General features: G+C 71.6%; 13 protein-coding genes. All 13 read right to left on the reverse strand.

Translation table 11 applies throughout. The annotated features are described in order from the left end of the window. Positions 1–4: 4 nt before the first annotated feature. Genes fabG through HHL15_RS08815 form a run of 13 tightly spaced genes read right to left on the reverse strand, consistent with a single transcriptional unit; the run spans position 5 to position 11,169 of the window. Positions 5–724: a 3-oxoacyl-ACP reductase FabG gene (gene fabG, locus HHL15_RS08755; protein WP_169145373.1), complete on the reverse strand. Its 720-nt coding sequence runs from the start codon at positions 722–724 to the stop codon at positions 5–7. Then, on the reverse strand, positions 721–1,158 hold the full coding sequence (locus HHL15_RS08760) for a 3-hydroxylacyl-ACP dehydratase (RefSeq protein ID WP_169145374.1): 438 nt from the start codon (positions 1,156–1,158) through the stop codon (positions 721–723). The genes fabG and HHL15_RS08760 overlap by 4 nt, the downstream gene beginning before the upstream one ends. Beyond that, the gene (locus tag HHL15_RS08765) at positions 1,152–1,958 is read right to left on the reverse strand and encodes a beta-ketoacyl synthase chain length factor (protein WP_169145375.1); all 807 of its coding nucleotides are present in this window, start codon (positions 1,956–1,958) and stop codon (positions 1,152–1,154) included. The genes HHL15_RS08760 and HHL15_RS08765 overlap by 7 nt, the downstream gene beginning before the upstream one ends. Then, positions 1,955–3,148: a beta-ketoacyl-[acyl-carrier-protein] synthase family protein gene (locus HHL15_RS08770; RefSeq protein ID WP_169145376.1), complete on the reverse strand. Its 1,194-nt coding sequence runs from the start codon at positions 3,146–3,148 to the stop codon at positions 1,955–1,957. The genes HHL15_RS08765 and HHL15_RS08770 overlap by 4 nt, the downstream gene beginning before the upstream one ends. A gap of 56 nt (positions 3,149–3,204) precedes the next feature. Beyond that, complete coding sequence (locus HHL15_RS08775; RefSeq protein ID WP_169145377.1) at positions 3,205–3,936, reverse strand: class I SAM-dependent methyltransferase; 732 nt, start codon at positions 3,934–3,936, stop codon at positions 3,205–3,207. Beyond that, on the reverse strand, positions 3,933–4,709 hold the full coding sequence (locus tag HHL15_RS08780; protein ID WP_169145378.1) for a polysaccharide deacetylase family protein: 777 nt from the start codon (positions 4,707–4,709) through the stop codon (positions 3,933–3,935). The genes HHL15_RS08775 and HHL15_RS08780 overlap by 4 nt, the downstream gene beginning before the upstream one ends. A gap of 1 nt (position 4,710) precedes the next feature. Next, positions 4,711–7,041, reverse strand: a complete 2,331-nt coding sequence (locus HHL15_RS08785) for an MMPL family transporter (protein ID WP_169145379.1) — start codon at positions 7,039–7,041, stop codon at positions 4,711–4,713. Continuing rightward, positions 7,038–7,622 carry a LolA-related protein gene (locus HHL15_RS08790; protein WP_169145380.1) on the reverse strand — a complete coding sequence of 195 codons (585 nt, stop codon included), beginning with the start codon at positions 7,620–7,622 and terminating at the stop codon, positions 7,038–7,040. Before HHL15_RS08790 ends, HHL15_RS08785 begins: the two co-directional genes overlap by 4 nt. Continuing rightward, positions 7,619–8,566, reverse strand: coding sequence for an LpxL/LpxP family acyltransferase (locus tag HHL15_RS08795; RefSeq protein ID WP_328825007.1), 948 nt, complete (start codon positions 8,564–8,566; stop codon positions 7,619–7,621). Before HHL15_RS08795 ends, HHL15_RS08790 begins: the two co-directional genes overlap by 4 nt. Then, positions 8,563–8,865 (reverse strand): 3-hydroxyacyl-ACP dehydratase FabZ family protein, encoded by a 303-nt coding sequence (locus tag HHL15_RS08800; RefSeq protein WP_169145381.1) that lies wholly within the window; start codon positions 8,863–8,865, stop codon positions 8,563–8,565. The genes HHL15_RS08795 and HHL15_RS08800 overlap by 4 nt, the downstream gene beginning before the upstream one ends. Beyond that, the gene (locus HHL15_RS08805) at positions 8,862–10,199 is read right to left on the reverse strand and encodes an AMP-binding protein (protein ID WP_169145382.1); all 1,338 of its coding nucleotides are present in this window, start codon (positions 10,197–10,199) and stop codon (positions 8,862–8,864) included. Before HHL15_RS08805 ends, HHL15_RS08800 begins: the two co-directional genes overlap by 4 nt. Beyond that, a complete protein-coding gene (locus tag HHL15_RS08810; RefSeq protein ID WP_169145383.1) occupies positions 10,196–10,882 on the reverse strand; it encodes a COG4648 family protein in 687 nt (228 codons plus the stop codon). The genes HHL15_RS08805 and HHL15_RS08810 overlap by 4 nt, the downstream gene beginning before the upstream one ends. Next, on the reverse strand, positions 10,879–11,169 hold the full coding sequence (locus tag HHL15_RS08815; protein ID WP_169145384.1) for a phosphopantetheine-binding protein: 291 nt from the start codon (positions 11,167–11,169) through the stop codon (positions 10,879–10,881). Before HHL15_RS08815 ends, HHL15_RS08810 begins: the two co-directional genes overlap by 4 nt. Between the last annotated feature and the right edge of the window lie 14 nt (positions 11,170–11,183).

The following is an 11,183-nucleotide window of genomic DNA, read 5'->3' on the forward strand; positions in this document are numbered from 1 at the left end:
CGCGTCAGACCATGCCGCCGTTGATCGAGATGACCTGGCCGGTGATGTAGGTGGCCCGGTCGGATGCCAGGAAGGCCACCAGGTCGGCGACCTCCTCGGGGCGGCCGGCGCGCTTCATGGGCACCAGGCGCTCGATCGCGGCCTGGTCGAAGCTGCCCTCGATCATGGCGGTGGCGATGATGCCCGGCGCCACCGCATTGACCGTGATGCCGCGGCTGGCCAGCTCCTGGGCGAGGGCCTTGGTGGCGGAATGCAGGGCGCCCTTGGCGGCGGAATAATTGACCTGGCCCCGGTTGCCCATCAGGCCGGCCACCGAGGTGATGGTGATGATGCGGCCCCAGCGCCCGCGGATCATCGGCATGGTGAGGGGCTGGGTGACGTTGTAGAAGCCGTTCAGGTTCACGTCGATGACCTGCCGCCACTTGTCCGGCCCCATGCCGGGGAACACCGCGTCGGCGTGCAGGCCGGCGTTGTTCACCAGGATGGAGACGGGGCCGTCGGCCAGGATGGCCTCGAGGGCAGCGGACGTGGCGGCTGCGTCGGTGATGTCGAAGCTCACGCTGTCGGCGGAGCCGCCGGCGGCGCGGATGCCAGCCACCACCTCGGCGGCCCTGGCCGCGTTGCTGTTGGCATGGACCAGCACGTGGTGGCCGTCGGCTGCCAGGCGGCGGGCGATGGCGGCGCCGATGCCGCCGCTGCCTCCGGTGACGAGGGCGCGCTTCATTGCAGGCCCTCCGCGTCGAGGATCACCGCGGCGCGGCCGTCCAGCAGGGCCTGGCCGGCGGCGGATACGGTAAAGCGGTAGAGCACCTGGCGGGCATCGCCCGACACCCGTTCGGCTTCGATCTGCAGGTCGGCGCCCTGGTTGTCCAGGCGCAGGGTATGGAAGCGTACCCCGCGCACGCTGGCCAGGTAGCCCTGGCGCGGCGGTTGGCCGTTGGCGGTGAGGAGCCCGCCATGCACGGCCATGGCCTGCGCGGCATATTCGATGCCCGCAGCCACACCCAGGCGGCCGCCCTCGCGCAGGGGGTTGTCACTGCGCCGGTGGCTGCTGGCGGTGCACTGGATGGAGGATTCATTCCAGGCGACGACGCGGTCGAGGAGGCACATGTCTCCCTGGTGGGGGATGCGGGCGGCAATGGCGCTGCGATCTAGCATGGGCTTACGGTCACCTGCAGGCTGAGGGGGGCGAGGTATTCGAGGACGGCGCTGCCGGCGCGGCGGGTGGCCAGCAGCTCGAGCAGGGGCAGGCCGCGCAGGGCCGGGATGGCCAGGCGCAGGGCGTCGAGCTGCGGGTCGGCGAGGGCCGTCACCGGCGAGTCCGACAGGTTCACGGAGATCTGCGCCAGGCTGCGCGGGCCCTGGGTCGGGCTGAGCACGAGGCCGATGCCTCCCGCGTCGGGGATGGGCCGGGCGGCGGCCAGGGGCGCGGGATACTCGGCGTCGTAGGCGATCAGGGTGCAGGACGCAGCGCTGCTGCCTACCTGCACCAGGGCCTCCAGCAGGCCTGCCGCAAAGCTGGCGTCGTGGGCGCACAGGGACTGGCTGGCCGCCATGGCCCCGGTGGCGATGCTCCAGTAGCCGGCCGGGGTGTTGTGCAGGGAGTTGTGGAAGCGGGTGGGGGAGACCCGCTGGTCGTCGGAGGCCAGGGTCTCGCACAGGGCGTGACAGTTGTGCCCGTCGGCGGTGGAGGCCGAGAACACCGTCGCGACCCCGGCAGGGTCGAGCCCGGCGTGGTCGAGGGCGGCCAGGCCGCTGGCCAGGGCGATCCGCACCACCCGGCTGGCCCGGCGCCTTTCAGCCGGTGGCAGCAAGGCCGGTGCGGGCAGCACGCTGGGGGCGCTGGCGAAGGCGTCCTGCCCGGCCAGCACGGCGCAGGCGGTGGACCAGTCGGGGAGGCCGGGGGCGATCAGGCCGACGCCGTCGATCCAGGCCGACAAAAGCGGAGAGGCGCTCATCCGGCCCTCCCGAAGACCAGGCTGCAGTTGCTGCCGCCGAAACCGAAGGAGTTGCTCATGGCGTGACGCGGCGCGGCGCGGCGGGTGGCGAGGAGGTAGTCGATGGGAATGGCCGGGTCGGCGCTGCGGGTGTTGGGGCTGCCCGGCAGGAAGCCGTCGGCGAGCGCCAGGGCGCAGACGCTGGCCTCCAGGGCGCCGGCCGCCCCCAGGGTGTGGCCGGTGATGCCCTTGGTCGAGCTGGCCGGCACCCGGGCGCCGAACAGGGCCGCCACCGCACAGCCTTCGGCCGCGTCGTTGTTGGGCGTGGCGGTGCCGTGCAGGTTGATGTAGTCGATGGCGTCGACATCCAGCCCGGCCTCGGCCAGGGCGGCTTCCATGGCCAGGCGGGCGCCAAGCCCCTCCGGATGGGGCGACGACATGTGGTGGGCGTCGCTGGATTCGCCGCTGCCCAGCAGCAGCACGGCGCCGGCATCCAGGCTGGCTGGCGGACGTTCGAGCAGGGCGAAGGCGGCGCCTTCACCGATGGAGATGCCCTTGCGCTCGGCGTCATAGGGCCGGCACGGCTCTGCGGCGGTGAGTTCCAGGGAGGCGAAGCCGTGCAGCGTGGTGTAGCACAGGCTGTCGACGCCGCCGACCAGGGCCACGTCGATCAGGCCCGCGCGGATCAGCCGTGCGGCGGCGGCGAAGACCTTGGCCGACGAGGAGCAGGCGGTGGACACCACGCAGGCCGGCCCTTCCAGGGCGAAGGCCTCACGCACAAAGGCGGCCAGGGAATAGGTGCTGTGGGTGCCAGGGTAGAAGAAGCCGGGGGGCAGGGCCCCGCTCTGCGGGTCCCGCTGGCGGTAGGCCAGCTCGGTACTGAGAATGCCGGACGTGCTGGTGCCCAGCACGATGCCGATGCGCCGCGGGCCATGCCGGGCGATGCGTTCGCGCAGGGCCTCGGCGACGCCGTCGGCCTCCAGGGCGCGCAGGGCCAGGCGGTTGTTGCGGCAGTCATAGGCGGCCAGTGCCGGCGGCAGCGGGCTGTCGTCCAGGCCGGCGATCTCGCCGATCCAGGTATCCAGGCCCAGGCCTTCGATGTGGTAGGGCTTGAGACCGCTGGTGCCGGCAAGGAGGGCGTTGCGCAGGGGCGCCAGCCCATCGCCGACGCAGGAGGTCACGGTGTGGTGTGCGAGGTGCAGTGGAGTCACGTTTCGGGGCGCTCGGGAAGTGGCCGAAGTCTAACAGAGGCGGCTGCCTCGGGTGTTTATGACAATGGTGTTCGGGTCGGGCGGGCGAGGATCAGGGTGTTGGCGAAGCCGGCGCCGGGCATGGGCCGGATCCCGGTGGCGAAGCCCAGTTCGCGCAGCAGTGCGCACCAGCTTGCCGCGCTGCGGCAATGGAGGCGCGGCCAGCCTCCGCCATGGCCCAGCACCACCAGGCTGTCCACCAGGCGGGACAGGTGATGGGGCAGCCCGGCGGCGGCGTCGCCGACCCGCAGCAGCAGGCGACCATCGTGCGGGAGGCTGGCGCGGATCCGGCGGAGGAGCATCTCCTGGGCCGCCGGGGGCACGTAATGAAGCACGTCGAACAGGGTGACCACGTCGGCCGGGGGCAGGGGGGCTGTACACATGTCGTCCACCTCAAGCTGCAGGGGGAGCGGGCTGCCGGCCAGTGCCTGGCTGGCATGGGCGACGGAGTGGGCCTGCATGTCCACGCCGTGGTACGCGAGCATGCGCGGCAGGGGGTGGGCAAGGTCGGCCGCGGGGCCTTGCGGGGGCGTCCCGGCCGCCGCCAGCAGCCAGCTGGCCAGCAGGCCCTGGCCGCAGCCCAGATCGAGATAACGCCCCGTTTCCGGAAGCAGGCCGGGTTCGAGCAGGGCCGCGAACAGGGGGTCGCCCTTCAGCTTGCCCCGGGCGAAGTGCCAGGCCCAGGGGCCGGCCGGACGATAGGGCGCGCTGGCCTGGTCCACCAAGTGTTGCAGGAGGGCGGCCTTCACGGCAGGGGCGTCGTGCTCAGGCCGGCGTCGCGGATGCGCGCCAGCAGGGTGGGCAGCACCTCGAGGATGACCGGCCGGCCGGCCGGCGTGCGCGCGGCGTTGCCGTCATGCAGCAGCAGGATGTCGCCGCCGCCGAGGCCGCTGCACAGGCGGGATAGCACGCGCTGCGGGTCGCCCGTGCGGGTGTCGTAGGCGCGCCGGGTCCAGCTGGCAAGGCGCAGGTCGAGGCGCGCCAGGATGGGGTCGAGAAAGGGGTTGCGCAGGCCGGCCGGTGCGCGGAAGTAGCGCGGCTGGCGGCCGGCCAGCCGGCCCAGGGTGTCCTGGGCTGCGGCGATCTCCCGCGCCATGGCGCCGGGGCCCAGGGTGGAGAAGCGCTTCCAGTGGTGTTCGCTGTGGTTCTCGATGGTGTGCCCGGCGGCCACGATGTCCCGCACCAGGGCCGGGTGGGAGGCTGCGCGCCGGCCGATGCAGAAGAAGGTGGCGCGTGCGTCGGCGGCAGCGAGTTGGTCCAGTACCCGGGGCGTGACCTCCGGGTCGGGGCCGTCATCGATGCTGATGACAATCTCGTTGCTGCCGGCGGGCAGGTGGGTGAGGTTGGGGCCGAGCAGGCGGCTGCGCGGCAGCAGGCCGGCGACCGTCAGGGCGGCGTGGTTGGCGACCAGTGCGCCGGCGGCGGCGGGCCACCAGGCCGGATTGGCAAGCAGCCCCGCCGCGGCGCCGGCGTGGACCAGGGCGCTGGCCTGCAGGAAGGGGCTGGGCCGCCAGCGGGCCATGTCAGCGTGGGCTCCGGCGGACCAGCATGGCGGAGAGCATCAGGGTCAGCACCGCGCCGGGGCCGACCGTGATGCCGATGGCCTTGAGCACCGGCACGGGCGAGAAGGCGAGGGCGCCGAAGCCGATCACGGTGGCCAGGTTGGCGAGCAGCAGGGAGGCCAGGGTGCGCGGGTCATCACCGGGGTTGCTGTCGGCCCGGTCGAAGAACAGCGCGTAATTGGTGCCCACCGCGACGATCAGCAGCATCCCGACCAGGTGCAGCAGGGTCAGCGCCTGGCCGCCCAGGGCCAGCCCGGCCATGACGATCAGCTCGGCGGTGACGACCGGGATCATCACCCGCAGCAGCCGCGCCGGCCGGCGCAGGGCGACCGCCATCAGCACCACGATGGCGAGGATGCCGGCCAGGGACAGCAGGATGGCCTCGTCGAGGTAGGTCTGGTAGAGCCGGTTGGACTCGCCGAAGATGTCCACGAAGAGCGCGTCGCTGCCGGCCAGGGCCGCCTGGATTCGCAGGGGGTCGAGGGGCGTGTCGCCGGCCGGTGCGCGCAGCGGCAGTAGCACCGTCCAGCCCTGGGGGCGCTCCAGCAGCAGGGAGTCCACGGCCAGGGCCAGGGTGGTGTGCTTGAGGGCTTCGGGGGTCAGCAGGGGCTGGCGCCGGGCGGCCTCCACGTCATCCAGGAAGGCGCTGAGTTTGCCGGGCCGCAGGGGGAGGTCGGCGAGTGCGGCGTCGAGGCGGCGGGCCAGTTCGCTGCGTTCGGGCAGCGACTGCTGCCGGGCGGTCTGGGTGGCGACGCTGGGCAGGAAGCGGGCGGGGGTTTCGAAGCCGCCCAGGGCGCCGTCGCGGACCAGCGTGTCCAGGCGCTGGCCGACGGCTTCGGCGGCGCGCAGGGCGGCCTCCCGGTCGGCGGCCTTCAGGACCACCAGGTAGCGCAGGTCCGGGGCGCCCAGGTCGGCGCGCAGGCTCTGGTCCAGGGCCTGGTCGGCGGCGGAGACCGGGCTGAGGCCCGACAGGCTGGCGCTCCACAGGTGGTCCCGGTGGGTGACCAGCACGACCACGGCGGCGATGGCCAGCACGGGAATGACCAGGCGGCCCCGCGACAGCTGGTTCCAGAAGCGGGAGAGGGCAATGCCGACCGGCGCGATGTCGCGGATCCGGAAGCCCGCCGGGCGCAGGTGGGGCAGCACGAAGCGGGTCACCGTTGCGGCGGTGATCAGGCCGGCGATCGAGTACAGGCCGAGCTGGGCGAGCCCCGGGAAACCCGAGAAGAGCAGCGAGGCAAAGCCGAAGATGGAGGTCAGCACGCCGAGCCGGATGGTCGGCCAGAAGCGCTCCATCCAGCTCCCTTCGTCCTTTCCGTCGGACTGCACGAAATAGTAGATGGTGTAATCCACGGCCTCGCCGATCAGGGTCGTGCCGAAGCCGATGGTCAGGCCATGCACGCCGCCGAAACCCAGGGCCACCGCGGCGATGCCGGCGAGGGCCCCGCTGGCCACCGGCAGCAGGCCGAGGAGCACGGCGGTGAAGGAGCGGTAGACCAGCAGCAGCAGGCTGATCACCGCCGCGGTGCTGAGGGTGGTGAGGCGGACGGCTTCCGATTCGATGGCGCTGCGGGAATTGACGGCGAAGACGGCCGCCCCCGAGACCAGCAGGCGGGCCTCCGGATGGCCGGCCTGGCGGGCCAGTGCGGCGAAGTCGTCGCGGATGCGCGTGATGGCGGCGGCCTGGGCATCGGTGTCCGAGCCGGACGCACGGGTCTGCAGCATGAGGATGGCCCGCCGGCCGTCGCGGGAGGCCCACACGCCATGCTGGCTGGCCGGGCTGCCGCTGGTGTCGAGGCTGCCGATCAGCTCCATCATCTCGCCGGTGGGGTCGTGGCTGAGCAGGCCCTTGAGCACCATGCCGGCGGGCGAGGCGAGCAGGTCGATGCTGGCTTCGACGGCGTCATGCAGCCCTTCGGTGGTGAAGCGTCCGGGGCTGACGGCGGGGCTCAGGAGGTAGCGGTGGGTGAACAGCAGCTCGCGGTCGCGGGCCAGGGTGGCGGCGTCGCCGTTGCGCACCGACAGGAACAGGCCACCTTCGTCCAGGCGCTTGGCCAACTGGCGGGACAGGTCGGCCCGGGCTTCGGGGCTGGCGCCTTCGATGCCGACCAGCAGCAGTCGCGACAGTACGCCCTCGGTCAGCTGGTCCACCAGCAATTGCTGGGCCGGGGTCGGGCTGCGCGGCAGGAAGGCCGACATGTCGGCGGTATAGTTGGCACGCAGGGCGATGCCGGCGCACAGGGCCAGGCCGATCAGCCACAGCAGGACGGGGCGGGCGGGCAGGCGCATCATCGCGCGTCGTCGGGCTCGATGGACATCACGGCCCGGTCGCCGTCTGCCTGCAGGTATTCGACGCTGCGCACCTGCTGGCGGCTGCCGCCGATGGTGATGCGGGTGACCAGCTCGGCGATGCGCGGGTTGCTGGGCGACAGGTTGAGCGTCCAGTTGTCCCGGTTGCCGGAGAGGAACAGGGCGTAGTTCTGTTCAAGGGCGGCCCGGTCGCCGGACAGGGTGCCGCGGATGCTGGCGACGAAGGCGAGGACTTCGGGCTGCTCGCGCAGGCGCAGGGTGAACTTCTGCTTGCCACGCTCCAGGCTGATCTGGTCGCGGTCGAGGATCATGGTTTCGGCCCGCGGCTTGAGGGTGCGCTTCTCCAGGTAGTCAGGCGCCACGTAGCGCATCTCGCCGGAGGAGACGACAGGCTTGTCGAGCAGGGCGATGTACTTCTTCTCGGTGAACAGGGCCCGGCCGCCCTGGTTGCGGGCGAGTTCGGTCATCAGCTGGGGAATGTCCCAGGCCGCGAGGGCCGGAGTGGCGGCCAGCAGCAGGGCCAGGGCGAAGGTGAAGGTCCGTGCGAGGCGGTGGGCGGTCATCGGGCTTGGGCGTTCGGCTGGGCCGGAAGTTCGCCCCAGAAGTCGAAGAAGTTGAACCAGTTGTAGGGCGCCTCCCGGCAGCGGGTTTCGAGCAGGGCGACGTAGGCGGCCTGGGCTGCGGTGATGGCGGCATCCCTGCCCTTGCGGTCCACCTGGCTGAAGTCGGCGAGGGGCGAGAAGCTGATCCGGTAGCGATTACCGCCGAGGTAGGCGCCGCACATGAAGAGCACGGGCCGGCGCAGCATGGCGGCGAGCCGGAAGGGGCCGGTCGGGAAGGCCGCAGGGCTGCCCAGGAAGGGGATGGGGGTGACGCCGTCCTTGCCCGGGTTGCGGTCGGCCAGCACGCCGATCATCTGCCCGGCATCGAGCCGGTCGCGCAGGTGCAGCATGGAATCCAGCTTGCCGAGGGGGAGGATGTCCTGGGTTGCGGCGGGGTTGATGGCGGCCAGCACGCTGTTGATCTTGCGGGCGTTTTCCGCATGCATGAGCATGCACACGGCGCGGTCGGTGCGGTTGCGGCCGATGGCGCGGAGCGCCTCGAAGCTGCCCAGGTGGGCACCGAAGAGCAGCACGCCGCGCCCGCCGGCCAGGTGCGCGTCGATCAGTTCGGCACCGCTGATCTCGATGTCGAAGAGCTCGAAGCGGCCGTTGAGAAAGTAGATCCGGTCGTGGATGGTGGTGGCGAAGCCGAGGATGTGGCGATAACGCTCGGCGAGGCCCGGGCGGCGCCCCAGGATGCGCCACAGATAATCGGCCGAGGCGCGCCTGGCGCGGGGGGCGAAGAGCAGGAAGTAGACGGCGATGCCGTGCAGCACCAGGCGGCTGAGGTGGCGCCCCAGGGTCAGGGACAGCCACACCATCAGGCGCATGATGGCGACGCCGCTGCGTTCGGCCTGGCCGGTCCAGGCGGCGCCGGCCGGAGGGGAGTCCTGGGGCGAGGTCACGGCCGTGGTGAGAGGCTCAGGCTGCCGGAGGCAACGAGCCGGTCGTTATCGAGGATCTCGAAAGCCTGGGCGGTGGCCGTGGCGGGCGGGAAGCGGAACACCAGGCGGGTGCCGGGCGCCACCGGCTGGAAGAACTTCGCGTTGCCGAGGCCCTGGATGGACACGCCCGGGCTGAGCACGCCCGCGGCCAGCTGGATGGCTTGGTCGAGGAGGACGACGCCGGGCAGGATCGGCCTGCCCGGGAAATGGCCTGCGAAGGCCGGATGCGCCGCCGGCACTGTCCAGGCGAGTTCGCTCATTCCGCGGCCTTGCCCGCAGGGGGCAGCAGGGCCAGCAGGCTGGCCCGCGGCAGCTTGCTGGCCTCGTTGCGCGGCAGTCGCTCCACGAAGACCAGCGGACGGGGCAGGAAGGCCGCGTCGACACGGCCGCGCAGGGCCTGGAGCAGGCTCTGGCGGGTGTGTCCGGGGGCCACCACGCAAGCGCACAGGCGGGTGGCGTGGTCGTCCGGCTCGGCCTCGGGCATGAAGAAGACGCCATCCTGCACGCCCGGTACGGCGAGCAGCTGCTGGTTCAGGAAGGCCAGGGAGGTGCGCTTGCCGGCGATGTTGACCAGGTCGGCGTTGCGCCCGTGGAGCAGGAAGTGCCGTGCGTCCACCTCCTCGATCACGTCGTTGATCGGCACGATGCCTTCCACGTGCCCGCCCTCGGCCACGTGGCCGCTGTCGGTGGCGCGCAGGCGGACCTCGCCGAGCAGCTCCCAGGTGCGCGTGGCGGTGGAGCGCCGGCTGGCGATCTGGCCGGTCTCGGTGCTGCCGTAGATCTCGAGCAGCGGCGCGGCGCAGATGGATTCGGCGCGCGCGGCGAGTTCTTCGGAGAGCGGAGCGGTGGCCGACAGCAGGAAGTCCACCGACGGCAGCGCCTGCTCCGCATCGAGCAGCGTGCGCAGGTGGAAGGGCGTGGTGATGAGCGCCCGCGGGGCCGGTACGGCAGCCAGGGCGTCGGCGATGTCGGCGGGGTAGAAGGGCCGCCCGGCCCAGGCGGCGGCTCCACCGTGCAGGCTGATCAGGACGGTGGATTCGAAGCCATACATGTGCTGCGGCGGGACGGTCCCGACCAGGGCATGGCCCCGCGCGCCGAGGCGCTCGGCTTCGGCCAGGGCGTTGATCACCAGCCCGCCCCAGGTTTTGCGGTGGGTCAGGGCGGTGCCGGTGGAGCCCGAAGTGAACACATGGGCGACGATGCGTTCCGAGGGGATCTCCGGTACCGGCAGGTCGTGCTCTGGGGCGGGGGGCGCATCCGGATAGGCGAAGCCGGGCAGGTCGATGTCATCCAGGTTGCCATCGTGCAGGCAGAACAGGTCTGGCGTGTCGGCCTTCAGGCGCCGGATGGTGTCGGGCGTGAGGGTGGACGGCAGCAGGCTGATGCGGCTGCTCACGATGGCGGCGGCGAATCCGACCAGGAAGTGGTAGCGGCTCTGGCAGATGTTGAGTACGTGCCCGCCCGGCGGCAGCAGGCTGGCCAGGTGGGCCACGTCGGTCAGGAAGCGGTGGCGGGTGACCGGGCCGGAGGGCTGCCAGGCAATGATGCTGGCGGGCGCGGGTTGGTCGGTGAGCGGGTAGGTGGGGTGCCTCATCGGGAAATCCGTGGCGTCAGCGCCTGGCCCTGCCCGTCAGCGGTGGCCCGGGTGCTGGCCTGGTAGGCACGCAGCGAGGCGATCACGCCATGGCGTTCTTCCCGGGGCAGCGCAAGGCGGCGTACCAGGCCTTCGACGACAAACATGAGGACCAGGGACGGCAGGTACAGGAGGTTGGAGAACAGGGACCAGGTCTGGATTGGTGCGAGTAGGTAGAGCAGCGTGGACGTCACGGCGCTGCCGACGAAGAAGAGCGTCCAGGCGATCGTGATCCGGTGGGTGTAGCGCAGCACCCGGGGGCTGGGCGACGGATGCAGGAGCAGGGCGAAGGCGGTGCACGCGGGGGTCTGCCCGGCGCCCAGGCTGCGTCCGAAGTACAGGCCGAGGGCCAGGTTGGTGCTGAGGTACTGGGCCAGGTAGAGGCTGCTCAGGTTACTCCCGAGATAGGGCCAGACCTGGCTGGCGAGGGCGCCGGCGATGACCGCGCCGAGCATCGCGGCCAGCCCGCCGGCGTGCTTGAAGAGCAGGCTGAGGGCAAAGCCGACGACCGGTGCCAGGGTGATCAGGGCGGCCCATGGTGCCGCATCCGCAAAGGTGCTGACGTAATGGGCGAGGCCGTCGTAGGCGATCAGGGCTCCGACCGCCAGCACACCGGCTAGAAGAGGCCGGAGCTTGTCCTTCATGCCGCCTTTTGACTGGCAATGTAATCCGCGAGGCTGCGCAGGGAGCTGAAGATGCGGGTGTTGTTCTCGTCGTCGGCGCGCAACTGGACGCCGTATTGCTTGGAGATGACCAGGGCGATCTCTAGGATGTCGATGGAGTCGAGGCCGAGCCCTTCACCGAACAGCGAGGCATCGGGGTCGATCTCCGACGGCGCCATCTCGAGATTGAGGGCGCTGACGATGAGGGCGGCGATTTCAGCGAGGGACGGGGTGGTGTCCGGCGTGTTCCCGGTTGGCGTCGTGCTCATGATGGAGGCGTCTC

The organism is Zoogloea dura, from assembly GCF_012927165.1.
GTDB classification, from domain to species: domain Bacteria; phylum Pseudomonadota; class Gammaproteobacteria; order Burkholderiales; family Rhodocyclaceae; genus Zoogloea; species Zoogloea dura.

Excerpts from the sequence above, each read along its gene's own strand:
- HHL15_RS08800 (WP_169145381.1), bottom strand. The coding sequence starts at position 8,865 with ATGAGCGAACTCGCCTGGACAGTGCCGGCGGCGCATCCGGCCTTCGCA.
- HHL15_RS08785 (WP_169145379.1), bottom strand. The coding sequence starts at position 7,041 with ATGATGCGCCTGCCCGCCCGCCCCGTCCTGCTGTGGCTGATCGGCCTG.
- HHL15_RS08760 (WP_169145374.1), bottom strand. The coding sequence starts at position 1,158 with ATGCTAGATCGCAGCGCCATTGCCGCCCGCATCCCCCACCAGGGAGAC.
- HHL15_RS08815 (WP_169145384.1), bottom strand. The coding sequence starts at position 11,169 with ATGAGCACGACGCCAACCGGGAACACGCCGGACACCACCCCGTCCCTC.
- HHL15_RS08780 (WP_169145378.1), bottom strand. The coding sequence starts at position 4,709 with ATGGCCCGCTGGCGGCCCAGCCCCTTCCTGCAGGCCAGCGCCCTGGTC.
- HHL15_RS08810 (WP_169145383.1), bottom strand. The coding sequence starts at position 10,882 with ATGAAGGACAAGCTCCGGCCTCTTCTAGCCGGTGTGCTGGCGGTCGGA.
- HHL15_RS08805 (WP_169145382.1), bottom strand. The coding sequence starts at position 10,199 with ATGAGGCACCCCACCTACCCGCTCACCGACCAACCCGCGCCCGCCAGC.
- HHL15_RS08765 (WP_169145375.1), bottom strand. The coding sequence starts at position 1,958 with ATGAGCGCCTCTCCGCTTTTGTCGGCCTGGATCGACGGCGTCGGCCTG.
- fabG (WP_169145373.1), bottom strand. The coding sequence starts at position 724 with ATGAAGCGCGCCCTCGTCACCGGAGGCAGCGGCGGCATCGGCGCCGCC.
- HHL15_RS08790 (WP_169145380.1), bottom strand. The coding sequence starts at position 7,622 with ATGACCGCCCACCGCCTCGCACGGACCTTCACCTTCGCCCTGGCCCTG.